General features: G+C 70.8%; 22 protein-coding genes. 9 read left to right on the top strand and 13 right to left on the bottom strand.

From position 1 onward, the window contains the following. Nucleotides 1-141: 141 nt before the first annotated feature. The 3 genes from ACFU6I_RS31755 to ACFU6I_RS31745 all read right to left on the bottom strand — a co-directional run bounded on the left by ACFU6I_RS31755 (nucleotide 142) and on the right by ACFU6I_RS31745 (nucleotide 2035). Nucleotides 142-519, bottom strand: a complete 378-nt coding sequence (locus ACFU6I_RS31755) for a helix-turn-helix domain-containing protein (protein ID WP_376663150.1) — start codon at nucleotides 517-519, stop codon at nucleotides 142-144. Further along, on the bottom strand, nucleotides 516-767 hold the full coding sequence (locus ACFU6I_RS31750; protein ID WP_037692010.1) for a hypothetical protein: 252 nt from the start codon (nucleotides 765-767) through the stop codon (nucleotides 516-518). Before ACFU6I_RS31750 ends, ACFU6I_RS31755 begins: the two co-directional genes overlap by 4 nt. 83 nt (nucleotides 768-850) lie before the next feature. Then, entirely contained in the window at nucleotides 851-2035 is a 1185-nt protein-coding gene (locus ACFU6I_RS31745) for a lactonase family protein (RefSeq protein WP_384372880.1), read from the bottom strand. A gap of 282 nt (nucleotides 2036-2317) precedes the next feature. Here ACFU6I_RS31745 and ACFU6I_RS31740 point away from each other — a divergent pair, with 282 nt between their 5' ends. The 3 genes from ACFU6I_RS31740 (at nucleotide 2318) to ACFU6I_RS31730 (ending at nucleotide 5758) form a co-directional block, all read left to right on the top strand. Beyond that, nucleotides 2318-3157 carry a TIM barrel protein gene (locus ACFU6I_RS31740; RefSeq protein ID WP_384372878.1) on the top strand — a complete coding sequence of 280 codons (840 nt, stop codon included), beginning with the start codon at nucleotides 2318-2320 and terminating at the stop codon, nucleotides 3155-3157. A gap of 47 nt (nucleotides 3158-3204) precedes the next feature. Then, entirely contained in the window at nucleotides 3205-4104 is a 900-nt protein-coding gene (locus tag ACFU6I_RS31735) for a 2-hydroxy-3-oxopropionate reductase (RefSeq protein WP_384372876.1), read from the top strand. 196 nt (nucleotides 4105-4300) lie between these two features. Further along, entirely contained in the window at nucleotides 4301-5758 is a 1458-nt protein-coding gene (locus ACFU6I_RS31730; RefSeq protein ID WP_384372874.1) for a catalase, read from the top strand. Between the two features lie 359 nt (nucleotides 5759-6117). Here the strand turns inward: ACFU6I_RS31730 and ACFU6I_RS31725 are convergent, their stop codons facing one another. From ACFU6I_RS31725 to gcl, 5 genes are all read right to left on the bottom strand, one after another. Beyond that, nucleotides 6118-6789 carry a response regulator gene (locus ACFU6I_RS31725; protein ID WP_384372872.1) on the bottom strand — a complete coding sequence of 224 codons (672 nt, stop codon included), beginning with the start codon at nucleotides 6787-6789 and terminating at the stop codon, nucleotides 6118-6120. After that, nucleotides 6786-8105: a sensor histidine kinase gene (locus ACFU6I_RS31720; protein WP_384372870.1), complete on the bottom strand. Its 1320-nt coding sequence runs from the start codon at nucleotides 8103-8105 to the stop codon at nucleotides 6786-6788. The genes ACFU6I_RS31725 and ACFU6I_RS31720 overlap by 4 nt, the downstream gene beginning before the upstream one ends. Before the next feature lie 75 nt (nucleotides 8106-8180). After that, nucleotides 8181-9347 carry an acyltransferase gene (locus tag ACFU6I_RS31715; protein WP_384372868.1) on the bottom strand — a complete coding sequence of 389 codons (1167 nt, stop codon included), beginning with the start codon at nucleotides 9345-9347 and terminating at the stop codon, nucleotides 8181-8183. Further along, entirely contained in the window at nucleotides 9340-10341 is a 1002-nt protein-coding gene (locus ACFU6I_RS31710) for an alpha/beta hydrolase (RefSeq protein WP_384372866.1), read from the bottom strand. Before ACFU6I_RS31710 ends, ACFU6I_RS31715 begins: the two co-directional genes overlap by 8 nt. Before the next feature lie 228 nt (nucleotides 10342-10569). Beyond that, nucleotides 10570-12354, bottom strand: a complete 1785-nt coding sequence (gene gcl / locus ACFU6I_RS31705) for a glyoxylate carboligase (RefSeq protein ID WP_384372864.1) — start codon at nucleotides 12352-12354, stop codon at nucleotides 10570-10572. A gap of 313 nt (nucleotides 12355-12667) precedes the next feature. Here gcl and ACFU6I_RS31700 point away from each other — a divergent pair, with 313 nt between their 5' ends. Next, nucleotides 12668-13372, top strand: coding sequence for a hypothetical protein (locus tag ACFU6I_RS31700; protein ID WP_384372863.1), 705 nt, complete (start codon nucleotides 12668-12670; stop codon nucleotides 13370-13372). A gap of 184 nt (nucleotides 13373-13556) precedes the next feature. Here the strand turns inward: ACFU6I_RS31700 and ACFU6I_RS31695 are convergent, their stop codons facing one another. After that, nucleotides 13557-14672: a PP2C family protein-serine/threonine phosphatase gene (locus ACFU6I_RS31695; protein WP_384372861.1), complete on the bottom strand. Its 1116-nt coding sequence runs from the start codon at nucleotides 14670-14672 to the stop codon at nucleotides 13557-13559. A gap of 359 nt (nucleotides 14673-15031) precedes the next feature. After that, the gene (locus ACFU6I_RS31690; RefSeq protein WP_384372858.1) at nucleotides 15032-15598 is read right to left on the bottom strand and encodes an RICIN domain-containing protein; all 567 of its coding nucleotides are present in this window, start codon (nucleotides 15596-15598) and stop codon (nucleotides 15032-15034) included. Between the two features lie 536 nt (nucleotides 15599-16134). Between ACFU6I_RS31690 and ACFU6I_RS31685 the strand changes: the two genes are divergently transcribed. Further along, nucleotides 16135-16641 carry a GNAT family N-acetyltransferase gene (locus tag ACFU6I_RS31685; protein WP_384372856.1) on the top strand — a complete coding sequence of 169 codons (507 nt, stop codon included), beginning with the start codon at nucleotides 16135-16137 and terminating at the stop codon, nucleotides 16639-16641. A gap of 125 nt (nucleotides 16642-16766) precedes the next feature. After that, entirely contained in the window at nucleotides 16767-16976 is a 210-nt protein-coding gene (locus ACFU6I_RS31680) for a hypothetical protein (RefSeq protein WP_384372854.1), read from the top strand. A gap of 31 nt (nucleotides 16977-17007) precedes the next feature. On the opposite strand, the gene ACFU6I_RS31675 is transcribed toward ACFU6I_RS31680, so the two are convergent. Together ACFU6I_RS31675 and ACFU6I_RS31670 are read right to left on the bottom strand one after the other, a co-directional pair. Further along, nucleotides 17008-18621, bottom strand: coding sequence for an AMP-binding protein (locus tag ACFU6I_RS31675; RefSeq protein WP_384372853.1), 1614 nt, complete (start codon nucleotides 18619-18621; stop codon nucleotides 17008-17010). Continuing rightward, a complete protein-coding gene (locus ACFU6I_RS31670) occupies nucleotides 18618-20294 on the bottom strand; it encodes an AMP-binding protein (RefSeq protein WP_384372851.1) in 1677 nt (558 codons plus the stop codon). The genes ACFU6I_RS31675 and ACFU6I_RS31670 overlap by 4 nt, the downstream gene beginning before the upstream one ends. Nucleotides 20295-20404: 110 nt before the next feature. Between ACFU6I_RS31670 and ACFU6I_RS31665 the strand changes: the two genes are divergently transcribed. Together ACFU6I_RS31665 and ACFU6I_RS31660 are read left to right on the top strand one after the other, a co-directional pair. Further along, entirely contained in the window at nucleotides 20405-21247 is an 843-nt protein-coding gene (locus tag ACFU6I_RS31665; protein WP_384372849.1) for a response regulator transcription factor, read from the top strand. An 83-nt stretch (nucleotides 21248-21330) separates the two neighbouring features. Further along, on the top strand, nucleotides 21331-21978 hold the full coding sequence (locus ACFU6I_RS31660) for a LysE family translocator (RefSeq protein ID WP_384372847.1): 648 nt from the start codon (nucleotides 21331-21333) through the stop codon (nucleotides 21976-21978). A gap of 23 nt (nucleotides 21979-22001) precedes the next feature. Here ACFU6I_RS31660 and ACFU6I_RS31655 read toward each other — a convergent pair whose 3' ends face one another. Then, nucleotides 22002-23168, bottom strand: a complete 1167-nt coding sequence (locus ACFU6I_RS31655) for a winged helix DNA-binding domain-containing protein (protein ID WP_384372845.1) — start codon at nucleotides 23166-23168, stop codon at nucleotides 22002-22004. A 147-nt stretch (nucleotides 23169-23315) separates the two neighbouring features. Here ACFU6I_RS31655 and ACFU6I_RS31650 point away from each other — a divergent pair, with 147 nt between their 5' ends. Beyond that, nucleotides 23316-24194, top strand: a complete 879-nt coding sequence (locus ACFU6I_RS31650) for a DMT family transporter (protein ID WP_384372843.1) — start codon at nucleotides 23316-23318, stop codon at nucleotides 24192-24194. The last annotated feature ends 240 nt before the right edge of the window (nucleotides 24195-24434 follow it).

Below are 24434 nucleotides of genomic sequence, written 5' to 3'. Positions count from 1 at the left end.
GTTTTTGGGGGGGGGTGTTGGGGGGGGGGCTTTTTCCAACCCCCCAAAAAAAAACAACTAAAACTTTTTTTTTAATTCGGGCCACCCCGCAGGGCCGCCCCCCGCCGCGGGGGGCCCCGCCCTTCCGCGGTCTTCGCTCAACTACTCACCTTTGGCGGCATTTTCCCGGTTCAGATAGTTGTAGACGGTGAAGCGGCTGACCCCCAGCGCCCCCGCCACCGTCTCCACGCCGTGCCGCACCGAGAAGGCACCCCGTGCCTCCAGGGTCCGTACGACCGACTGTTTGGTCCTACGGTCCAGCTCGGCCAGTGGCATGCCGTGCCGCCGCTCCATGGCGGCCAGGATGTGGTCGAGCGAGTCCGAGAGCTGCGGCAGCCGTACGGCTATGACGTCCTCGCCCTCCCAGGCCAGCACCACGTCGTCGGTCCGGGCATCCTCGGGCCCGACCAGCTCGGCGCCCATGGCGTCGACGAGCGGCTTGACCGCGGTGACGAGGGGGTGGTCCGCCGGTTCGGTCACTTCGAGTCCTCCCCGATGACGTTGACCTGGAGCGATACGCGGGTGGCACCGGACTCCAGGGCCTTGCGCAGCAGGGAGTCCACCGCGGTGAGCACCGCGTCGGCGCCGCCCTCCGCCGTATTGCCGAAGGGGCCGACATCCACGGCGTCCAGCTCGGCCGTCTGGATCACCTCGCGGGCCACCACCGCATGGGCGGGCGCCTCGTCGAGATCGAAGGGCTCGGTGGTGAACTCCACTCTCAAGCGCACTGTGCCTCCATCATGTGCTCGCCGCACCCGGGGCCCGCGGCTCGGCCCCGACCCTAACGGACCACTGGGGTTTCTCGTTCGGATCAGCCGCGCCGGGACCCGAGCGGCAGCACGCAGACGGCCGCCGGAGCGGCGAACGGGGTACCGGTGCGGCGCAACCCGCCGTCGGCCCGGTCGACCGCGAAGACCGTCACCGTCCCGGACCTCTGGTTGGCGGCGAAGAGCAGGCCCCCGTCCGGCGAGAAGGCGATGTGCCGGGGGAAGTCACCGCCCACCGGCACCGTGTCGATCAGCCGCAGTGCCGCCCCGCCGCCCTCGACGGCGTAGCGGGTCAGGCTGTTGTGCCCGCGGTTGGCGAGGTAGGCGAAACGGCCGTCGCCGGTGACCAGGAGCTGGGCGGGATAGCTGGTGCCCGGGCCCGTTCCGGTTGCCTGCGGGGTCCCCGGGGTGAGGGTGCCGGTCGCGGGGTCGTAACCGCAGACGACGACGGTGTTGTCGACCTCGCAGGCGAGGTAGGCGAAACGGCCGCCGGGGTGGAAGGTCAGGTGGCGCGGTCCTGCACCCGGGCGCAGCAGCGCGTACGAGACCTGGTGGAGCACGCCCCGGCGCAGATCGAGCCGGTAGGTGTACACGGTGTCGTTGCCCAGGTCGACGGCGAGGACATGACCCCCGTCGGGGGCGGTGACGATCTGATGGGCGTGAGGTCCGTCCTGGCCGGGGCCGGGGGACGGGGCCGTGTGGGCGACCAGAGCGGTGCGCTCCCCCAGGGAACCGTCGGCGGCGATCGGGTGGACGGCGACACTGCCCGAGGCGTAGTTGGCACTCAGCAGCCACCGCCCGGACGGGTGGACGGAGAGATGGCAGGGGCCGGCGCCGCCGGTGGAGCGGGTGCCCAGCACCCGGAAGGTCCCGTCCGCGGCGAGGGCCACGGCGGTCACGCCGCCCTGCTCCTGCTCGTCGACGGCGTAGACCGTGGTGCCGGAGGGGTGCGGGGCGAGGTACGAGGGGTTGTCGACGCCGGTGACGGTGGTACGCCCGGTGATCCTCCCGGCCGGCCGGTCGTACCCGGCCACACCTATCCCCGTACCCCCTCCGGCGGTCGAGGTGTACGTCCCCAGGAGGAGCGTCCCGGGCCGTCGGTCCGGGACGACAGAAGTCTCCCGTCGACTCGCCGGCCGGGCCGTCGTGGGCGGGGCCGGCGCGGTGGTGAGAGCGCCACCCGCCAGGAGCGCTCCGAGAAGGGTGCGGCGACTGGTGGGGACGGTCATGCGGGGCACCTCGGGAGATCGGCGGCGGCTGTGCCGGCCACACTGTCCCGCCCCGATCGCCGACGCAAGGGGCGCCCGGGCCCTTGCGGCGGCGAGCCCGGAAGGCGGAGAACAGCCGCAGGGCAGACGACCGGAAGGCGTCCGACCCGACCGGCGCATGTCCGGACGAGCCCTTGACCGGCCCGAATTCCGGCCACCCCCTTGACAGCCACTCCACTCCCCAGGCAATCTTCCGTTAAGCAGAAACTAACTTCCGCAATACGGAAGGAGCGCCTGACCCTCATGGGATACCCGGACCAGCGCTTCGATGTGAACCTTTCGATCCTCTTCACGGAACTCCCGCTCCTGGAGCGCCCCGCCGCCGCTGCCGCGGCGGGCTTCACGGCGGTCGAGCTGTGGTGGCCCTGGATCGAGACCCCCACCCCGCCTCAGAGCGAACTCGACGCCCTCAAGAAGGCGCTCGACGACGCGGGCACGCAGCTGGTGGGGCTGAACTTCTACGCCGGACAGCTGCCCGGACCCGACCGTGGCGCACTCTCCGTGCCCGGCCCGGAGTCGGACCGCTTCCGCGCCAATATCGAGGTGGCGGCCGGCTTCGCCGCTTCGGTCGGCTGCAAGGCGCTCAACGCGCTCTACGGCAACCGCGTCGACGGCGTGGACCCGGCCGTGCAGGACGAGCTCGCTCTGGAGAACCTGGTCCTGGCCGCCCGCGCGGCCGACCGGATCGGGGCGGTCCTGCTGATCGAGACCCTGAACAAGCCGGAGTCGCCGCGCTACCCGCTGGTGAGCGCACCGGCCGGAATCGAGGTCGTCGACAAGGTCAACGCCGCGACGGGGCTCGGCAATGCGAAGTTCCTGCTGGACCTTTACCACCTGTCGATGAACGGCGAGGACCTGAGCCAGGTCATCTCCGCGTACGCCGACCGGACCGGTCACGTCCAGATCGCCGACAACCCGGGGCGCGGCGCGCCGGGCACCGGCTCCCTGCCGCTGGAGCAGCTCCTCGACGAGCTGACGAAGGCCGGTTACGACGGCTGGGTCGGCCTGGAGTACAAGCCGGGCGACCAGCCGAGCGCCGAGTCCTTCGCATGGCTCCCGGCCGAGGCCCGAGCGGCCCGCTGAGGCCGTCGGACTCCCCCTCGTACACACGTTTTCAGGAAGGCACCCTCATGAGCAACAACCTCCCCAAGGTTGCATGGATAGGACTCGGCATCATGGGCTCCCCCATGTCCGAGAACCTGATCAAGGCCGGTTACGACGTCACCGGATACACGCTGGAGCAGGACAAGATCGACCGGCTGGCCGCGGCCGGCGGGCACGGCGCGGGTTCGATCGCCGAGGCGGTCCGGGACGCCGATGTCGTCATCACGATGGTGCCCGCGTCCCCGCACGTCGAGGCCATCGCCTACGGCCCCGAGGGCATCCTGGCGAACGCCAAGTCGGGCGCCCTGCTGATCGACATGTCCTCGATCACCCCGCAGACCTCCGTGGACCTCGCAAAGAACGCCGAGGAGAAGGGCATCCGGGTCCTGGACGCCCCGGTCTCCGGTGGCGAGGCCGGTGCGATCGAAGCCGTGCTGTCGATCATGGTCGGCGGCGAGCAGGCCGACTTCGACGCCGCGCAGCCGATCCTGCAGGCGCTCGGCAAGACGATCGTGCTCTGCGGCCCGCACGGCTCCGGCCAGACGGTGAAGGCCGCCAACCAGCTGATCGTCGCGGTCAACATCCAGGCCTGCGCCGAAGCCGTCGTCTTCCTGGAGAAGTCCGGGGTCGACCTCACGGCCGCGCTCGACGTGCTGAACGGCGGACTGGCCGGCTCGACCGTGCTGACCCGCAAGAAGGACAACTTCCTGGGGCGCGACTTCGCGCCGGGCTTCCGGATCGACCTGCACCACAAGGACATGGGCATCGTCACCGACGCCGCCCGTAATGTCGGTGCCGCGCTCCCCGTCGGGGCCGTGGTCGCCCAGCTCGTCGCCTCGCTCCGTGCGCAGGGCGACGGCGGCCTGGACCACTCGGCCCTGCTGCTCGCGGTCGAGCGCCTCTCGGGTCGGCCCGTCCAGGCCTGACCGGCCGCCCCACAGACTTCCGGATGGTGTCGGCGCTGACACCTGTCCTGTCGCGCCCAGGCGTCGGCACCATCCGGAACACCTCACCTTCAATTTCAACAAACTGTTGACGTCTGGTTCGGAGCGTACCTACGCTCCTGGAGCCCCCAGGGCGTAGCAGTTCAGCAGCTCCCGTACGGAAGGTCGCCCCGACACCATGACGCAGCGTGTGCTTACGACCGAGTCAGGCGCCCCGGTCGCCGACAACCAGAACTCCGCCACCGCCGGCGTCGGTGGCCCGATCCTCCTCCAGGACCAGCACCTGCTGGAGAAGCTCGCCCGCTTCAACCGGGAGCGCATCCCGGAGCGCGTGGTCCACGCCCGTGGTTCCGGCGCGTACGGCTACTTCGAGGTGACCGACGACGTCACCGGCTTCACCCGGGCCGACTTCCTCTCCGCCGTCGGCAAGCGCACCGAGACGTTCATCCGGTTCTCGACGGTCGCCGACTCTCTCGGCGGCGCCGACGCCGTACGCGACCCGCGCGGCTTCGCCCTCAAGTTCTACACGGACGAGGGCAATTACGACCTGGTCGGCAACAACACCCCGGTCTTCTTCATCAAGGACCCGATCAAGTTCCCCGACTTCATCCACTCGCAGAAGCGTGACCCGTTCACCGGCCGTCAGGAGCCGGACAACGTCTGGGACTTCTGGGCCCACGCCCCCGAGGCGACGCACCAGGTGACCTGGCTGATGGGCGACCGGGGCATTCCTGCCTCGTACCGCCACATGAACGGCTACGGCTCGCACACCTACCAGTGGACGAACGCCGAGGGCGAGGCCTTCTTCGTCAAGTACCACTTCAAGACGAACCAGGGCGTGCGCTCCCTCTCCAGCGAGCAGGCCGCCGAGCTCGCGGGCAAGGACAGCACCTCGCACCAGACGGACCTGCTGCAGGCCATCGAGCGGGGCGTGAACCCGTCCTGGACCCTGTACGTGCAGGTCATGCCGGCCGCCGAGGCCGCCGACTACCGCTTCAACCCGTTCGACCTCACCAAGGTGTGGCCGCACAGCGACTACCCCCTGCAGCGCGTGGGCCGGCTGGTCCTGGACCGCAACCCGGACAATGTGTTCGCCGAGGTCGAGCAGGCCGCGTTCTCCCCGAACAACTTCGTGCCCGGCATCGGCCCCTCCCCGGACAAGATGCTCCAGGGCCGTCTGTTCGCCTACGCCGACGCGCACCGCTACCGGCTGGGCGTCAACCACACCCACCTCCCGGTGAATGCGCCGCGGACGGCTGTCGTCGACAACTACGGCCGTGACGGTCTGCACGCCACCCGCAACGGTGCGCGCCACGACAAGAACTACGAGCCCAACTCGTATGCGGGCCCCGCCCAGACCGACGCGGCGCTTTCCGCCCCGCTCGCGATCCACGGCTGGACCGGCACCCACGCGGCGCCCGCCCACACCAAGGACGACGACTTCTTCCAGGCGGGCGAGCTCTACCGGCTGATGTCCGAGGACGAGAAGGGCCGCCTGGTCGCCAACATCGCCGGGGGCCTCTCCCAGGTCACCCGCGACGACGTGATCGAGAAGAACCTCGCCCACTTCCACGCCGCCGACACCGACTACGGCAAGCGCGTCGAGGAAGCGGTCCGCGCCCTGCGCGAGGACTAGCACTTCCGTCCGGAACACCAGGACTGCGCAAGAAAGATGACGGGAGGTCATCTCTCCTGCGCTGTCCGTCCGGCCGGCCCTGAGGGGTGTCCGGCGGGACGGACGTGACCGAGGACCGCGGCGGCGTGCGAGCCAGTGCGGTGGTGAAGGCAGCCGTCGGCCGCTCTCGACCTGAGAGAGAGCGGCCCCGGCCGCCCATCGCCCGCCGCCGCGGTCCCGGTGCGACAACCAGCCTCTCAGCCTGCAGAACTCCGCCCGGCGGCGCGAACGAAACGGTCGCGCCGGCCTCGCGCCGTCGGGCGGTCACCAAGCCGGGCGGGGGTACGGCGATCCCGTACCCCCGCCTTTTCGCCTGCACGTCAGTAGCCGGCCGGTCGCACCAGGCCCGTCTCGTAGGCGAAGACCGCCGCCTGCGTCCGGTCCCTCAGCCCCAGCTTGGCCAGTATCCGGCTCACATGGGTCTTCGCGGTCTGCTCCGCCACCACCAGCAACTGGGCTATCTCCGCGTTCGACAGACCCTGTGCGATCAGGGACAGCACCTCGGTCTCGCGTTCCGTCAGATCACCGATACGGTCCTTCAGCGGGGCCCGGGGGGCGGCGGTCATCCGGGAGAACTCCACGATCAGCCGCTTGGTGATGTTCGGGGCGAGCAGCGCGTCACCGGCCGCCACCACCCTGACCGCGTGGGCCAGTTCCTCGACCGATGCGTCCTTGAGGAGAAAGCCGGACGCCCCGGCACGCAACGCCTCGTACACGTACTCGTCGAGATCGAAGGTGGTCAGGATGAGCACCTTGACCCGGGCGTCGGGCGGTGAGGTGATGCGGCGGGTCGCCTCGATACCGCCGAGCACCGGCATCCTGACGTCCATGAGGACGACGTCCGGGGCGAGTTCGGCGACCTTGGCGACGGCGTCGAGGCCGTCCACCGCCTGACCGACGACCTCGATGCCGGGTTCGGCGTCGAGCAGCACCGTGAAACCCTGACGAACCATCACCTGATCGTCGGCGATGAGTACGCGAATGGTCGTCACGGGGTTTCCTCGGCAGGTACGGCGGCCAGGGCAGGGGAGCTCACCGGCAGGATAGCCGTGACCTCGTAGCCGCCGTCCGGGGTCGCCCCGGCCGCGAGTTCGCCGCCCAGCATGGCAGCGCGTTCGCGCATCCCCAGCAGCCCGTGTCCCATGGACTGCGAGCGCGCGGGCGCCCCGTCGGGCGCGGTGTTGGTGATGCGGACGGTCAGCCCGGTCGCCCCGTAGACCGTCTCCACCCGCATCTGCGCGCCGGGGGCGTGCCTCATCGCGTTGCTGAGCGCCTCCTGGATGATCCGGAAGGCCGACAGCTCGACACCGGGCGGCAGCGAGCGCGGCGCACCGGTGGTGGCGGTGGTGACCGTGAGCCCGGCGGCGCGCACATTGGCGACCAGCTCGTCGAGCCGGTCGAGGGTGGGCTGCGGGGTGTGCCTCACCCCTTGCGACAAGGCGTCCTCGGACCGCAGTACGCCGAGCACACGGCGCAGTTCGGTGAGCGCCTCGACGGCATTCTGCCGGATGCCCGCGAGGTTCTCCCGGAGCTCGTCGGACGGGTTCTCGACCAGGTGCGGGGCGACCTGCGCCTGGATGGAGATCACCGACATGTGGTGGGCGACCACGTCGTGCAGCTCGCGGGCGATCCGGTTGCGCTCCTCCAGGAGGGTGCGCCGGGCCCGCTCACCGGCGGTGAGCTCTTCCTGGACGACGAGCTGGGTGCGGGCCACCCGCAGGCCGCGCAGCGAGGCGCCGAGCACCACGGCGGCGATCAGGACCGGAGTGGAGCGGTAGATGACGTAGTTGTGCGGCGTGGTGGTGAAGAGGGTGCAGGACAGTCCGGCGAGGAGAGTGATCACCAGCGCCCCGGCCGCGCGGCGGGGCGGGACCCGCAGCGCCAGCAGGAAGAGCGCCCCGCACTGGAGCGCGAGCCCGGGAACGCTCCATGGGAACAACTGGTCACGGCTCATATCGGGCTCGGCGAGCCGCACGGTGACGACCATGAGGACGGTCGACGCCCACCAGGCCGACACCGGGCGGAACATCACGGCGACGAGCGCCGCCCCCTGGGCGATGCCCAGCACCCCGTACTTGGGGATGCCGCCACCGTCCCCCGGACTCATCTCTTTCACATAGAACACGGTGAGGAAGGCCGCGCAGATGACCAGCAGCATCCCGAACACCGGCCGCCAGACCGGCCATCCGGGCCGGCCCATGCCCGGCAGCGGGTCGGCGGGCGCCGTCAGATCCTCGAACAGGACGCGAGGCGCCCTCCGCAGGGCGGCCATCACCCGCTCCTTGTCCCCCACCGGTTTCCACATCATCCGGGCCACCCTATGTGCGATGCATCGCATCCGACGCCGCGAGCCGATCGGACTCCCATGTTGCGATCTCCTCTCTCAGGCACGGCGCATCACCGAGGTCCTGGCGGGACGGTTCTCGCGGACGATCCGGCCCTTCTCGCGTCGGGGCCGCCCCTCCTCGTACTTGCGGAACGCCGCCCAGCAGACCAGCAGCGCCACGGCGAACACCGGCAGCCACACCAGACGGGCGAACACCCAGCCCGAATCCCTGGGCACCGTGTGCAGTCCGGGCAGCGCCTCTCCGGCGAGCAGGCCGATGGCGGTGACCGCCATCATCGCGGTCTGGTGCCAGAGGAATACCGTCATCGCGGAGAGGTTGACCAGCGCCACCGCCGCCCAGGCCGCGGGGCGACGCAGGACCCGCCGCAGCGGACCGAGCAGCAGCCGGGCTGCACCGCACTGGGCGAGACCGAAGGTCACGGCCGCGAGGGTGGGCGGGTCAAGGTTGGAGACCCTGCTGCCCGGTACCCCGACCATGGAGGCGGGGTAGCCGGCCCACAGGACGAGTCCGACGGTGGCGGCGGCCCCGACGAGCAGCAGCACCCATCCGGTCGCCCGGCTCCGAAGGCCGCCGCGGGCCCAGGTCGCACCCAGGCAGTAGGGAACCAGCCAGCCGGCCGCCACATTGATCCAGCCGAGCCAGGCGGGGCCGCCCAGTCCGAACCGGATCAGGTCGACATGGAGCACCACGGCGAGCGGCCAGAGCGGATGGAGCCTGGAGACCAATGGGGTGACCGCAGTCAGCGCCGCGAAGACGAGCAGGAACCAGAGCGGTGACAGGACCAGCTTGAGCAGTGCGTGCACGGTCTCCGTGCCCACCCCGGAGACGAGCAGCGTGCCCGCGATCACCGTCCACACCACCAGCACGGCGGCGACCGGCCGGAACAGCCGGAGCGTCCGGGCGCCGAGCCACTGCCCGTACGTGGTGGAGCGGGCGCGGGCGGAGGCGTAGCTCGTCGCCGCCACCTGTCCGCCGACGAGGAAGAAGACCGCGAGGGTCTGGAACAGCCAGGAGACCGGGATCAGTTCGGGCATGTGCTGGAGGGGGCTGGCGGCGCGCACCGTGCCGGTGTCGGCGATCAGGGCGGTGACCAGCCAGTGGCCGAGCACCACGCCCAGGATGGCGAGAGCGCGCAGGGCGTCGACGGCCCGGTCGCGGTCGGGCGGGGTGGCTGCGTCGATCCGCCGGACGAGTTCACGCATGACGGCCCTCCTCGGCAGGGGTCCGGCCGGAGACGATCCGGGCGAGGTTCTTCAGGGACAGGGAGCCGGGCTTCAGGTAGTCGCTGTGGCCGCCGTCGCCGGCCGCGAAGTGCCGGGCGCCGAACTCGGGCGAGACCGGGTCGGTCCCGAACCCGAGGGTGACGAACGGAAGTCGGAGCTGTGCGTGCGGTACGTGAGCGACCCAGTCGCTGCCGCCCCGGCCCGCCCAGACGGTGGCCGGGGTGTGCAGCGCTGCGACGCTGTGCGCGCCGGTGCCGGGACTGCCGTACAGGACGATGGCCGAGACCTTCAGACCGGACGCGGCCTCGGCGCAGACGACCGAGCCGTAGGAGTGGCAGAGCAGCGTGATCCGGGTGGACGGCTTGGACCTCTTCAACTCAGCCAGGAATGGGCGAAGTTCGTGGGCGGCATGTTCGGCCGTGCCGGGGGTCACCGCTTCCGGGCTCACCGTGGCGGGCGTTGCGTACCCGAGCCAGCCGATGACCGCCGATCCGTCGCCGAGCTCCCGCTGGAGCGCGACGCCGCCGGCCCGCAACCGCCAGTACTTGTCGAGACCGATGCCCGCGCCCGGGACCAGCACCGCGATCCGGCGCGCCGTGGACAGATCACCGAAGACCTCGACGCTGCGTCCGCCGTCGCGGCCGTCGAAGGAGAGGAAGTGGCGCTCCGGGTCGGTCAGTTCGCGCAGCGCGGCGGCCCGCTTCCGGTCGCCGTGGCCGGTGGCCATCCGTTCGGCCGCCTGGATGGAGCCTCGGTTGACGGCATATCGCACGGCCAGGGCGGCGGGGGTCGCGCGCAGCGGGGCGAGGGCGGCCGGGGCGGGTGCCGGGACGGCGGAGGGGCGTGCCGCACCCGAGACGGGCACGGCGACCGCGGCGATGACGAGGGCGGCGAGGAGGGTACGGGCGCCGCGCGGGCGGCTCGTGAACAGGCGGCGCATGCGCGGGCGGATCCTGAGCTGGCGGAGCGCCATGGGTGGATGGTCCTTCCGTACCGGATGTCCGTCGTGCTTCCGGTACAGAAGCTAGGGAGCAGACCGTGTGGTCGGCGTCCGTCCGTGGAGGACACCTTCCAGGTAGCTCTCAAGTACTACGGGTAGGGGCGTCGGCCGGGTTCGCCCCGGCCAGGACGGGCAGTGGGGGCGGATCACCCGGTGCCGGTGATCCGCCCCCACCTGGGAGTCATGCCGAGGAGTGGTGCGTCAGCTCGCCACGAACGGGCGGATCGCCGTCGGGGCGTGGCCCGGCTCGGTGGCGATGTCCTCCCACTCGTTCACGGCGTCGATCCCGGCGCCGCTCATCGAGATGTTGGTGACGCGCTCCAGGATCGCCTCGACGACCACCGGGACGCGGAACTCGGCGGCCAGCTTCTTGGCCTCCTCGAACGCGGGCAGAAGCTTGTCCGGCTCGGTGACCCGGATCGCCTTGCAGCCCAGCCCCTCGACGACCTTGACGTGGTCGACGCCGTAGACACCCAGCTCCGGGGAGTTGATGTTCTCGAACTCCAGGTTGACCTGGAAGTTGATGTCCAGGTTGCGCTGTGCCTGGCGGATCAGCCCCAGGTAGGAATTGTTCACCAGGACATGGACGTACGGGATGTTGTGCTGCGCGCCGACCGCCAGTTCCTCCAGCATGAACTGGAAGTCGTAGTCCCCGGAGAGCGCGACGACCTGGCCCTCGGGGTCGGCGGTGGCGACACCCAGCGCGGCGGGGATGGTCCAGCCGAGCGGGCCGGCCTGGCCGCAGTTGATCCAGTGGCGCGGCCGGTAGACGTGCAGCATCTGCGCGCCGGCGATCTGGGAGAGGCCGATCGTGGTGACGTAGCGGGTCTCCGGTCCGAAGGCCCGGTTCATCTCCTCGTACACCCGCTGCGGCTTCAGCGGCACTTGGTCGAAGTGGGTGCGGCGCTGCAGCTTCGCCCTGCGTTCCTGGGTGGAGGCGGCCCAGGCGCTGCGGTCCGGCAGCCTGCCCGCGGCCTTGAGCTCCTTGGCCACCTCGACGAAGAGTTCCAACGCGGCCCTGGCGTCCGAGGCGATACCGAGGTCCGGCGGGAAGATCTTGCCGAGCTGGGTGGGCTCGATGTCGACGTGGACGAACTTCCGGCCCTCGGTGTAGACGGCCAGGTCGCCGGTGTGGCGGTTGGCCCAGCGGTTGCCTATGCCGAGGACGAAGTCCGACTCCAGGAAGTTCGCGTTGCCGTAGCGGTGCGAGGTCTGGAGGCCGACCATCCCGGCGTTGAGCTCGTGGTCGTCGGCGAGGATGCCCCAGCCCATCAGCGTCGGAATGACCGGGGTACCGGTCAGCTCGGCGAACTCGACGAGGAGTTCGGAGGCGTCGGCGTTGATGATGCCGCCACCGGCGACGATCACCGGGCGCTCGGCGGCGAGCAGGAAGTCGATCGCCTTCTCGATCTGGGCGCGGGACGCGGCCGGCTTGTAGACGGGCAGCGGCTGGTACGTCTCCGGGTCGAACTCGATCTCGGTCAGCTGGACGTCGATGGGCAGGTCGATGAGGACCGGACCCGGGCGGCCCGAGCGCATCAGGTGGAAGGCCTGCTGGAAGACGCCGGGCACCTGCGCCGCCTCCAGGACGGTCGTCGCGGCCTTGGTCACCGGCTTGGCGATCGACGCGATGTCGACGGCCTGGAAGTCCTCCTTGTGGAGCTTGGCCACCGGCGCCTGGCCGGTGATGCAGAGAATCGGGATGGAGTCGGCGATCGCCGAGTAGAGCCCGGTGATCATGTCCGTACCGGCGGGTCCCGACGTACCGATGCAGACGCCGATGTTGCCGGCCCTGCTCCGGGTGTAGCCCTCGGCCATGTGCGACGCGCCCTCGACATGGCGGGCCAGGGTGTGGTCGATGCCACCACCGGCCTTGAGCGCCGCATAGAAGGGGTTGATGGCCGCTCCCGGCACGCCGAACGCGTGGGTGACGCCTTCCAGCTTGAGGATCTCAACTGCCGCTCGGGCAGCGGTCATTCGAGGCATTTGAGTACTCCTGCTCGGACCTGGTGGAGTCGGGCTCTGTCGCGCCACCTGAGAGCGCCAATTCCGCATTACGGAAGTTCATTTCTGCTATACGGAAGCAATCTAAGCGGCCGTCGCTCGGCCGTCAAGAGAGGGCGCCGGGCCCGCTGCCACGCGATGCCGGAACAGCCGCGAATCCTCCAAGCCACTCCCCCCACGCCCCACTCGTGGTGGAGCATGGGGCACGGGACGCGGTCGGACGGTGACGGCCGCGGAGCGCCGACGTGCCCGAGGACAGGCACCGGGACGGCAGCGGTGCCGGAGGGAGGCCAGGGTGGAGTCCGTGCCGGTACGCTGCCCGGCCTGCCGCCGCGACCACGCGTACCTCGCACCCGTCTACCCGTGCCCGTGCGGGTCCCCCACCGCCGCCCCGATGCTGCGCGGCGCCGCGCCCGAGCCGATCACGCACCGCACCTGGAACGAGGACTGGGTGACCGTGCGCTGCCGCGCCTGCGGACGCCACGACCAGTGGCCGCAGCCGGAGCTGTGCTGCCCGTGCGGGACGGTGCTGCGGATCCCGGTCACGGCGGTCGGCGCCGACCCTGCGGACGGGGTCCGGCCGTCTCACATCCCGCTGCCGCGCACGGCACCCGCCCCCCGCCCGACGTTCCGGCCGATGACGATCCGCACCGGCCGCGACGCGGTCACGGCCGCCGCGATGTATCTGCGGTGGCTGGGCTACCGCGAGGTCGTCATGCCGGCGGAGCGGCCCTCGTCCCGGATCGATCTGCGCGCCGCCGGACTGATCGCCCAGGTCGACTCGGCCACCCGGCCGAGCACCCTGCGCGACGTCGAATGTCTCTGGCTGAACGCCCTCAACACATCGGTGACCGGCGTCTTCTTCTCGCTGGCGGGGTATGCGCAGGATGCCGGGGCGCGCGCCGACGACCTCGGTGTCCCGCTCTTCGTGATGGACCTCACCGGGACCCCGCAGCCGGTGAACGGACCGGCGGACGAGCTGCTCTCCACAGGGGCCTGAGGGCGTCCGCGCCATATCGCCGTCCACCCGAAGGGGCCGCTGGACGAGCGGGTACACGACGCGATCGCCGCCGGGGCCCGCGGAAATCCCCGGCGACAGTCAGCTGCTGATCAAGACCCACAGCTGTCGACAACCCTCGTGCTCAAGGCAGCTGGAGCACGCCGCTGCGGACACAGCGGCCGGGTCAAAGCTGCACGATGACCAGGGCGGTGTCGTCGGTGACGCCGTCGAGCGGGAGCAGGTCGGCCAGCAGGGCGTCCGCGAGGGTTTCGGGGTCGGCTGTCCGGTGGCTCGCCAGGGAACGGGCGAGCCGTGCGAGACCGGCGTCGATGTCTTCGCGGCGGCGCTCGATCAGGCCGTCGGTGTACAGCGCGAGGACGGACCCCTCGGTGAAGGGCACGGTGGCCTGGGGCCGGGGGGCCGGTTCGGGGCGGGCGCCGAGCGGGGGGTCGGTGGCCCGGTCCAGGAATTCGACGGTTCCGTCCCCGTGCAGGAGGGCCGGCGGAGGGTGGCCCGCGCTGCTGTAGGTGATGGTGCGGGTGTTCCAGTCGATGAACGTGTTCGCCACCGTGGTGTTCTCGGCGCCGTCGACCGAGCGGGCGTACAGCCCGAGGACTTCCAGGGCACGGGCGGGGCTTTCGGTGACACGGGAGGCGGCGCTGAGCGCGCTGCGCAGTTGCCCCATGACCTGAGCCGCGGACAGGCCGTGGCCGACGACGTCGCCGACAGCGACCGCGATGCGGTCGCCGGGCAGTTCGACCAAGTCGTACCAGTCACCGCACACGTCCAGCGCGTCGACGGCGGGCCGGTAGCGCGCGGCCGCCGGGTGGCGCCCGACCGGACGGAGTGCGGGCAGCATCGCCTCCTGCAGACTCAGCGCGACCACGCGGGCGCGGATGAGCTCGGTGACGTCCTCGACGCGGTGCATCAGCAACTCCACCCGCCCGTCCGAGCCGAAGACGGGGATGTTGATCATGGTGAAGTAGCGCTCCCCCGGCACCCAGGGCCGGTCGGGAACCTCCATGTCGTAGCGCTGCACCTCCATGGTGTCGCGCTCACCGGTTTCCGTCACCCGACGCAGTGACGCCTCGATGTTGCGCACCACGGCCGCGCCGGGGTCGTTCGGGCTGTGGGCAAAATCGTCGCGCATGTCGCAACCGATGACTTGGCTGCGCGTGCGGCCCAGCACGCTCAAGAACTCTTCGTTGACGTCCACGTAGACCAGCTGCGGAGTCAGCAGCGCCACCGCACCGGGCAGGGCCTGGAACACCGCTGCGTAATCGATCTCCGGTTCCGTCACGTCCGCCCCGCCTCGACGCCGCCGCTGGTGTGTCTCTTCACGATAGGCACGGCGAGCCGAAGCAACGGCACTTCGATTCCCGTGGGTCCGAGCAGGTCACACGGTTGGCCCCGGCGGCTGCCGGCGAGGGCCGGGAGAGCCGGATCGGCAGCCCGGCAGGCACGTCACGGAGGAGCAGCCGGTACGCGGTCGACGCGGCGCCCCGTCGACCGGTCGCACGGATGGATCCGTGCGACCGGCGGCGTGCCGGATCTTCGCACTGCGCGCCGTCCGCGGTCCACGACCGAACGTGGCCGGGTCCCCGAAGGAGAACCCAGCCACACGGTGTCAACGCCTACCCCACGGACCCCCGCGAGGAATCAGAGGTCGTTGGGTTCCCAGACGGGCAGCCAGACGTCATTGGTCGCCCCCTGGGCGGTGCAGTCGTACTGGACGAGGGGGCGTCCGGCGCCGACTCCCCCTGCGACGTTGAGGCACTTGTCGCTGGACTTGACGACGATCTGGTAACCGATGCCCCTGGGCACGAGCCTCCACAGTGCGTTGTCGGAGTTGCCGCAGGTGTACTGGATGACCGGGGTGCCGTTGGCGCTGCCGCCTCCGCTGACGTTGAGGCACTTGCCGCTGCTGACGGACCTGAACCGGTAGTAGCCGCCCGCGACCGCATTCGCTTCCCAGCGCTCGTTGGCCGCAGCGGACCACGGGTACTGGATGATCGGGACGCCGTTGCCCTGGGCCGCTCCCCGCACGTTGGCGACCTGCCCCGGAGCGGCGGCCAGTCTCAGGGTCAACTGCTTGGCGACGACGGACCGTGAGGCTGCCCCCGCGGGGTCGCTGGCGACGGCCGGGCTGAATGAGCCCGACACCAGCGCGGCACTGATCGCGACGGCCCCCAGGCCCACAGCCCGCTTGCAAGTTTTCACGTTCATTTCTCCGATCCCGCTGCCGCACACACCGACCCCAATGTCGCCGTGCGCAATCAGCTCGCTACAGAAGGTAGCGAGTCGGCTGCATGCGCCACAGATGACATTGGGGTCACGTGGGAATCGACAAACGCCTCCACACGCCCCCTCGGCACCAGCGGCATCACCCTTGGCGGGCGTTTGTCGTGCTTGACCGTCCACGAGGAAGCCCTACGCGCTCCGGCCCGTCCACGAGGAACCGGCCCCGCGTGCGCGCGGCTCACAGGACCGGTCAGGCGCACGCAGGCTGCCCGCCGCCGTCCACAGGGGCCGCGACCCCGGTGCCTCCAGTCCCTGGCGGCTGGGCCGGGGGCGGTCCAGGAAGCGCCGGAAGGGAGAACCGGCGACAGGGCCGGGACGCTGCCGGGCCACCACCCGTACTCCGATCCTCACGCCGACGCACCACACCCGCACCCCGGGACGGCGCCCGGTCGGCCCCGGTACCGCGGGCCGGTAATCCGGGCCCCTGCCCCCGCACCGGCCGCCGGCGCCATACTGGCGGCATGCGCATCCGTCCCGCACGCCGCTCCGATCTCCCGCTGCTCCAGGGCATCGAACGCGCCGCCGGCGAACCGTTCCGCACCCTCGGCATGTCCGCCGTCTCGGACGACGACCCGCCACCCCTCGACCTGCTGGACGACTACCGCAGGGCCGGCCGCGCCTGGGTGGCCATCGCATCCGACGACCGCCCCGTCGGCTATCTGATCGCCGACGAAGTCGACGGCGCGGCCCATGTCGAGCAGGTCTCGGTCCATCCGTCGGCCGCCCGGCGCGGCGTGGGCCGCGCGCTCATCGACCACCTGGCCGGCTGGGCGGGCGACCGGCGGCTCGTCGCCCTCACCCTGACGACGTTCTCCCATGTCCCGTGGAACGCGCCGTACTACACGCGCCTCGGCTTCCGTACGCTCGCGGAGTCCGAACTCACCGACGGGCTGCGGAAGATCAGGGCGGAGGAGGCGGAACACGGCCTGGACCGCTGGCCCAGGGTCTGCATGAGACGCGAACTCTGACCCGGCGTCAAGCCTCCTGACCCCGAAGCGGAACCGGTCGGCGACAGCGAGTGCAATCGGTCACGTTCGCGCCTGGGGCCACAATTGTTCGGGCTGTGTCAGTGGGCGGCCGTAAGATGGCGCGCATGGTCTTAATTCCACGGCACTCCCCCTCTTCCGACACACAGCCGACACACCCGTCCGCCGTCGAGGCGAACGAGGCGATCCGTGCGCTGGTGGACGCGCGAGCCGGGCAGGACTGGTCGTCCGTGGAGTCCGCGGCGTACGAGGTACTGCTCATCGAGTGGGCGGCGGCGACCCGCGGCGCTGCCGGCGACATCATCGAAGCCGCCTGACCGCCCCGGGCACCGCCTCCCGCCTCACCGACTATCCGTAGCTCTCCCGTAGTTCGATCTTCCGGACCTTCCCGCTGACCGTCATCGGGAAGACCTCCAGGATCTGCAGCCTCCGCGGGATCTTGTAGTGCGCAAGCTGCTCGCGGCAGTACTCCGTGACCTCGTCCAGGCTCGGCGGGTCCGCCGGGTCCCTGGGGATGACACAGGCCAGGATCTCCTCGCCGTACGTGGCGTCCGGTACACCCACCACCTGCACGTCCGCGACCTTCGGGTGGCCGTAGAGGAATTCCTCGATCTCCCGCGGATACACGTTCTCACCACCGCGGATGATCATGTCCTTGATCCGGCCGACTATCTGCACGTAGCCGTCCTCGCGCATCATCGCGAGGTCGCCGGTGTGCATCCAGCGCCCCGCGTCGATCACCTCGGCGGTCCGCTCGGGCTGCTCCCAGTAGCCGAGCATCACGCTGTAGCCACGGGTGCAGAGCTCGCCCGCCTCCCCGCGTTCCACGGTCACGCCGGTGGCCGGGTCGACGACCTTCACCTCGATGTGCGGCATGACGCGGCCGACCGTGCCGGTGCGGCGCTCCAGGTCGTCGTCTCGGCGGGTCTGGGTGGAGACCGGAGAGGTCTCCGTCATGCCGTAACAGATGGACACCTCGTCCATGTGCATCTCGGCGACGACCCTCTTCATGACCTCGACCGGGCAAGGCGATCCGGCCATGATCCCGGTGCGCAACGACGAGAGATCGTACGAAGCGAAGTCGGGGAGGTTGAGCTCGGCGATGAACATGGTGGGAACGCCGTAGAGGGAGGTGCAGCGCTCCTGCTGGACGGCGGCGAGGACGGCGGCGGGCTCGAAGGACGGAGCCGGAATCACGATGCAGGCGCCGTGCGAAGTGATGCCGAGGTTGCCCATCACCATGCCGAAGCAGTGGTAGAAGGGGACGGGCAGACAGACCCGGTCCTGCTCGGTGTAGGCGACCAACTCCCCGACGAAGTAGCCGTTGTTGAGGATGTTGTGGTGGGAGAGAGTGGCTCCCTTGGGGAAGCCGGTCGTGCCCGAGGTGTACTGGATGTTGATCGGATCGTCGCAGGACAACTCGGCTTCCCGTGCAGCCAGTTGCTCGGCCGTGACCGATCCGGCTGCTGCCGTCAGCTCGTCCCAGGACGGATCGCCGATGTAGTGCACGGACCGCAGGGCGGGGCACTCCGCCCGGACCTGGCCGACGAGGGCGCGGTAGTCGCTGGTGCGGTGGGCGAGCGAAGAGATCAGGATCGAGATCCCTGCCTGGCCGAGCACGTACTGCAGCTCGTGCGCCCGGTAGGCCGGGTTGATGTTGACCATGATCGCGCCGATGCGGGCGGTGGCGTACTGGACGAGCACCCACTCGGGGCAGTTGATCGCCCAGATTCCGACGCGGTCGCCCCTGGCCACCCCGGAGCCCATCAACCCGCGCGCCAGCTCGTCGACCGCCGCGCCGAATTCGGTGTACGTCCAGCGCCGCCCCGAGACGACGTCGACCAGCGCCTCACGCTCCGGGTACGCCTCGATCGCACGGTCGAGATTGCGCCCGATGGTGTCGCCGAGCAGAGCGGTGGTGCCGGTGCCGTGGGCGTAGGACAGCCCGGTCCGTCCGGTCATCGCAGATCCCCCTCGTCGTATTCGGTGCCGGTGCCCTGGGCCGTGCGCTCGCGCAGCTCGATCCGGCGGATCTTCCCGGAGACGGTCTTCGGCAGCTCGGCGAACTCCAGCCGGCGGATCCGCTTGTACGGGGCGAGGACCGCCCGCGAGTGCGCGAACAGCACCTTCGCCGTGTCCGGGCCGGGCTCCCAGCCCTCCGCCAGGACGACGTACGCCTTCGGGACGGCGAGCCGGACCGGGTCCGGTGCGGGCACGACCGCGGCCTCGGCGACCGCCTCGTGCTCCAGCAGCGCGCTCTCCAGCTCGAACGGCGAGATCTTGTAGTCGGACGCCTTGAACACATCGTCGGCGCGGCCGACATAGGTGATGTAGCCGTCCTCGTCGCGGGAACCGATGTCGCCGGTGCGGTAGTAGCCGCCGGCCATCGCCTCGGCGGTACGGTCCGGGTCACCGTGGTAGCCGGTCATCAGGCCGACCGGGCGGTACGACAGGTCGAGGGAGATCTCGCCCTCGGTCGCACCGGGCTCACCGGTGACCGGGTCGAGGAGCTCGACCTTGAAGCCGGGACTGGGCCGTCCCATCGAACCGGCCTTCAGTACCTGGCCGGGGGTGTTGGCCACCTGTACGGCGGTCTCGGTCTGGCCGAAGCCGTCCCGGATCGTGACGCCCCACTCGCGCCGGACCGTCTCGATGACCTCGGGGTTCAGTGGCTCTCCGGCGGCGACGACCTCGCGCGGCGGGGTGCTCAGCTGGGAGAGGTCGGCCTGGATCAGCATCCGCCAGACGGTGGGCGGGGCACAGAAGCTGGTGACGCCCGAGCGGTCCATCTCGGCCATCAGGCGGCCCGCGTCGAACCGGGTGTAGTTGAAGATGAAGACGGTGGCCTCGGCGCTCCACGGGGCGAAGAGGTTCGACCAGGCGTGCTTGGCCCAGCCCGGTGACGAGATGTTGAGGTGGACGTCCCCGGGCTTGAGACCGATCCAGTACATCGTCGACAAGTGACCCACGGGGTACGAGACATGGGTGTGCTCGACCAGTTTGGGGCTGGCGGTCGTGCCGGAGGTGAAGTACAGCATCAGCGGCTCGTCGGCGTCGGTCTCCCGGTCCGTCTCGAAGCTCTCCGGCTGCTCGTCGGCGCCGGTGTACGGGAGCCAGCCCGGTACGTCCTCGCCGACGGCGATCCGGGCGTAGTCGCCGGGCACCTCGTCGAACTTGACGGCGTCCGCGTCCCGCACGATCACATGTCGGACCCGGCCGCGCTCCACCCGGTCGCGCAGGTCGACGGGGCCGAGGAGCGGGGTGGCGGGGATGACGACGGCGCGCAGCTTCATCGCGGCGAGGGCCGTCTCCCACAGTTCGACCTGGTTGCCGAGCATGACGAGGATCCGGTCGCCGGCGCGTACCCCTTGGGCACGGAGCCAGTTCGCGGCCCGGTTGGAGCGGGCGGACATCGCGGCGAAGGACACCTCGGTGCGGCGGCCGTCCTCCTCCACGATGTGCAGGGCGGTGCGGTCGTTGTTCTGCGCGATGACGTCGAACCAGTCCAGTGCCCAGTTGAAACGGTCGGCCCGGGGCCAGCGGAAGCCCTCGTACGCCGTCGCATAGTCCTCGCGATGCTGCAGCAGAAAGTCCCGGGCGGCCCGGAACGTCTCCGTCGCGCTGGTTGCCGACATGTGCCCTCCTTATTGCGGACCGGACCGGTCCCTTAACATCATGTAAACAGTGACCCAGGTCTCACCACCCCCGAACGGGGGTGACGCGGGCGGGGCAGAGAGGCGACAGCGTGCCGGAGCCGGTCGATGCGGTCGAGATGCAAGCGGCCCTCCTGCGGTTGCGCCGGGCGAGCGGGCTGCCCGTGGCGTTCGGCGGACTGCTGTCGGATGCGCGTCACGCCCGGATCGCGGAGCTGAACGGGGCGCAGACCACGGCGCTGCGCGGCCTCGTCATCACTGCGGGCAGCGGACTCGGCGGCAAGTCGATCGCCCTGTCCCGGCCGTGCGCGGTGACCGACTACCCGTCGTCGCGGCACATCAGCCACGAGTACGACACCGCGGTCGCCGCGGAGGGGCTGCGCTCGGTGGTCGCGGTGCCCGTCGTCGTACGCCGCAAGGTGCGGGGCGTGCTGTACGGGGCGCTGCGTGAGCCCCTCACCCTCGGGGACCGTACGTTCGACGCGGCCGTCGCGGCGGCCCGCGACGTGGAACAGGCGCTCGCCGTGCGCGACGAGGTGCAGCAGCTCATGGCCGTCACCCGGGACCAGGTGACGGACCCGCGGGCGGCGCCGGGTGCGTGGGAGGACGTCCGCGAGGCGCACCGCGAGCTGCGCGCTCTGGTCCCGAAGGTGGCCGACCCGGCGCTTCGGGAGGAACTCCTCTCGGTGTGCGGGCTGCTGGCCTCGGCGTCCGGGACATCGGTGCCGGGCGCCCGCGGGGTGCAGCTGGCGCCGCGCGAGATCGATGTCCTCGCCTGTGTGGCCGCGGGCGCGACGAATGCGGTGGCGGCCGACCGGCTCGGGCTGCGGCCGGAGACCGTGAAGGGGTATCTGCGCGCGGCGATGCGGAAGCTGGGGGCGCACACCCGGCTGGAAGCGGTCGTGGCGGCGCGCCGGGCGGGGCTCCTGCCGTAGCGCGCGCCGGGTGTTCGCCTCGGTCGCACGCCTGACGTCCGCCGGGGTGTCTGCCGTACGGTCGGCGCCAGGGGGTGACGGACATGGTGTCCACGCATCAATATCTTGTCTTCGCGGCGATGTCCCTGCTGGTGATCGTGATCCCGGGGCCGAGCGTCCTCTTCGTGATCGGCCGGGCCCTGGCCCACGGCCGCCGCACCGCGCTGGCCACGGTGCTGGGCAATGTCGCCGGTTCGTACGTCCTGGTCGTGGCGGTCGCGCTGGGCGTCGGTTCGCTGGTCGAACGCTCGGTGGTGGTCTTCATGACCGTGAAGCTGGCGGGTGCGGCGTATCTGGTCCTCCTGGGCGTGCAGGCGTTCCGGCACCGCAAGGAGCTGAGGCCGGGGGCTGTCGAGGCGTCGCCCCGGCGGCCCGCGCGCGGTGATCTGCGAACGGTGATGGACGGTGTGGTCGTCGGCGTCACCAACCCCAAGGGCATTGTCTTCTTCGCCGCGGTACTCCCCCAGTTCGTGGACCCGTCGACCGGTCATCTCCCGGCCCAGATGCTGCTGTTGGGGCTGGTGCCGATCGCGATCGGGCTGGTGACGGACACCCTCTGGGGGCTCGGCGCGTCGGCGGCCCGGAGCTGGTTCGCCCGGTCGGACAGGCGGCTGTCGGTGATCGGCGGGGCGGGTGGCTTCGCGATGATCGGTCTGGGCGTGACGGTGGCGGCAACGGGCCGCGCCGACTGAGAGGAGCCGAGTCACGCTCCCGGTCAGTCCCCGAAGTCGACGAAGGGGGCGAACCGGACGTCGTGCGCGGCCGGGTCCGCGGGTCCCATCGTGGCGAGCATCCGCAGCCCCTCCTCCGTGACGGCTTCGCGCTCCGCCGGGCTCAGCCTGTCCAGCGCCTGCACGGTGACGGTCCCCTGGCCGTCGGGCTTCTGTCCGGGCGTGCCGAACCGCCAGATCGCCGCGAGGAGGCCGTCGACGAGCACGGATCCGTATGCCTGATTGCCGTTCCCGTTGCGTCCTTTGAACCGCGGCGGGATGACGCGCGTACGGTCCGCATGGCCGAGCAGGACGTTGTCGAACTCGGGCAGGAAGCGCGGCGGGGCGGGGGTGTCCGGGTCGGGACGCGGGGCGTCCGGCAGGTCGAAGAGTTCCACACCGTGCTCGTCGCGGAAGGTGATCAGCCGCGGCCGAAGCCGTTCGAAGACCTCCTGCAGCCGGGTCAGTCCGGCCCACATCTGCATGTCCTTCACGGAGGCGGGTCCGAAGGCGCCGAGGTAACGCAGCACGGTCGCGTCGGGCGCGGGTGTCGGCTCCGACGGCCGGCCGAGCCAGTGCTCGGCGGTGGTCAGCGCGACCTGTCCGCTCCGGCCCCAGAGCCCGCGCGGGGTGACCTGGACCAGGGGCAGAGTGCAACGGGCGGCCACGGTCAGGGCCTGCGGGTCGGCGTCCGGCCACTGCGCGAGGAGTGCCTCGCGCAGTTCCTTCAGGGTGCGCGGGCGCTCCTCGACGAGCTCTCTGCCGATCGCCGCGAGCCGGTCCAGGTCCACCCCGCCGAGTCCCTGCCGGAAAATCTTCAGCTCCCGGCTGCGGGCCGGCTGCACCAGCGGACGCAGGGTCAGCGCGTCGTCGGCGGTGTGGGTGTGGATGGTGGATCGGAGGGTGACGATGCGGACCACCTCGCGTGACCCCATCAGCGCGGAGAGCTCGGCCGGGTTGAAGCCTTCGAGTCGGGCGAAGAGCTGGTAGTACGGCGGCTTGGTGTTCTGCGCCTGGAGCCCGACGAGATGCCCGACCGCTTCCTTCGCGGACATCGGGCTCCGGCGCAGGAGCAGTTGGCGTGCCAGGGTGGCCCGGCCCAGTGCGCGGGGCGTGAGCAGCGGGGACCGGGCGGATGCGGCTCGTGCGGCGGGGTTCGTCTTCGCGGCCATGAGCGCCACGGTACGCGGACACGCGGACAACTTCCGTCCGCAATGCATTTTCTCCTTCCTTCCCTCGGCCGCCGCACCTTCCTTGGCCGCCGCACCGCAGAGCGGCAGGACCCCGGATCACGCGTGGGCCGCCCGCATCATGGACGGGTGATCAGCGTCCTGTTCGCCATCCTGACCGCACTCAGCAACGGCGCCGCGTCCGTGCTGCAACGCCGTGCCGCCCTCGCCGTACCCGACACGCAGACGATGCACCTCTCGCTGATCGGCCATCTGCTGCGCCAGAAGGTGTGGCTGGCCGGGATCGGGCTGGTGATCGTCGCCGCCGTCTGCCAGGCCGTCGCGCTGGCCACCGGCCCGATCTCGGTGGTCCAGCCGATCTTCGTGATCGAACTCCCGGCGACGCTGCTGCTGGCCGGGTTCGTGATGCGGGTCCGGGTACCGCGCGGAGTCTGGTACGGCGTGGCTGCCGTGACCGTGGGGCTGGCCCTCGGCATGGCCTCCGCCGCTCCGGGCGGCGGCAGCACGTCGGTGCACGGCGCGGTCTGGGTCCCGGCGCTGATCGTGACGGGGATCTTCGAGGCCGCGCTGATCACCGGCGCGATGAGCACCCGCGGAAACCCCCGGGCGGCGCTGCTCGGGCTCGCCGCCGCATGCGGGTACTCGCTCACCGCCGCACTGATGAAGGACGCCATGGGGCGGCTCGATGACGGCGGGGTGACCGCGCTCATGACGTCCTGGCAGCTGTACGCCACCGCCGCCGCCGGAGTGGGTGCGCTGTTCCTGCTGCAGAACGCACTCCAGGCGGGCACCCTGGTCGCCGTCCAACCGATGCTGACACTGGGCGACGCGCTGATCAGCATCCTGTACGGGGTGACGCTGTTCGGCGAGGAACTGCGCACCGGCTGGTGGCTGCTGCCGGAACTGGTCGCCCTGATTCTCATCGCGCTGGGCTGTATCGAACTGGCGCGTTCGCCGCTGGCCTCAGGACACGCCGCACCGCCGCGGCGCAGCACCCGGGTGACGTGACGGCCCGTACCGGGCCCTGGGGTCGGGCATCCGGGTCCCGGTGCGGGCCGACGAGGTCGAAGTCGGGGTGGCCGGCGAACAGCGCGACGGCGATCGGCCGCAGAGATGGCGTACGGCGCACGCGGTGGCGGTGTGGCCCTGCTCCGACTCACCTGTTCGGCCCAGAGCCCGCTGAGTCCGGCACGACGGAGAGAGTGCGAGTTCCGGACGCCCCCGGATGACGCCCATCCGGCCTCGCCC

Source organism: Streptomyces sp. NPDC057486 (assembly GCF_042802415.1).
Classification (GTDB): Bacteria; Actinomycetota; Actinomycetes; order Streptomycetales; family Streptomycetaceae; genus Streptomyces; species Streptomyces yanii.
This window is presented reverse-complemented; position numbering and strand designations above follow the sequence as displayed.